This is a genomic window from Pseudomonas sp. RW407, assembly GCF_003176655.1.
Classification (GTDB): Bacteria; Pseudomonadota; Gammaproteobacteria; order Pseudomonadales; family Pseudomonadaceae; genus Pseudomonas; species Pseudomonas delhiensis.
In genome coordinates this window covers 1-553 of sequence record NZ_QGSL01000052.1, presented here as the reverse complement: position 1 = coordinate 553, position 553 = coordinate 1, and the positions used below count along the sequence as shown (strand labels likewise).

The 553-nt window shown below is 75.9% G+C and carries 2 protein-coding genes; one reads left to right on the top strand and one right to left on the bottom strand.

Going from position 1 to position 553, the window contains the following annotated elements; all coding sequences use genetic code 11:
- Positions 1-306: AEC family transporter (locus DK254_RS05760; protein ID WP_177412028.1), on the top strand; the 306-nt coding region annotated here is incomplete at its 5' end.
- Positions 307-332: 26 nt separating this feature from the next.
- Here DK254_RS05760 and DK254_RS34105 read toward each other — a convergent pair.
- Positions 333-553, bottom strand: a 221-nt coding sequence (locus DK254_RS34105) for a hypothetical protein (RefSeq protein WP_109933017.1), incomplete at its 5' end; no start/stop codon positions are given.

Here is a 553-nt window from a genome sequence, read left to right as displayed (position 1 = left end):
GTGGGCGCCGCGCTGCAACCGCGGGAGCTGCGCGCGGAACTGCCGGCCCTGCTGGGCTGCTGTGCAGTACGCCTGCTGGCGATGCCGCTGCTGGCCTTCGGCGCCGCCCGCCTGCTCGGCCTGGCGGCGCTGGAAACCGCGGTGCTGGTGCTGTTCTTCGCCCTGCCCACGGCGCCCACGGCCTACGTGCTGACGCGCCAGCTGGGCGGCGACAGCCACCTGATGGCGGGCATCATCACCCTGCAGACGCTGCTGGCCGGTGCCAGCCTGCTGCTGGTGATGGCCCTGGTGCAGGCCCTGGGCTGACGCGCCCGATCATGGGGCGCGCCGGCTCACTGGGTGGTGCCGGTGGCGCCGCTGCTGCGCTCGCCATCGCTACCGCCGCCACCGCCGTTGTTGGACAGGGCCACGCCAATCGCCACCGCGGCGGCGCCCAGGCCGACCACGGCGGCGGTGGAGAGGTTGCCGTGCAGCGGGGTGGACAGCGCCAGCGGCGAGTCGGCCTGCGGCAGGCTGGCCGGCAGCGCCGGGGGCGTCGGCTGGGTGGCCTGGG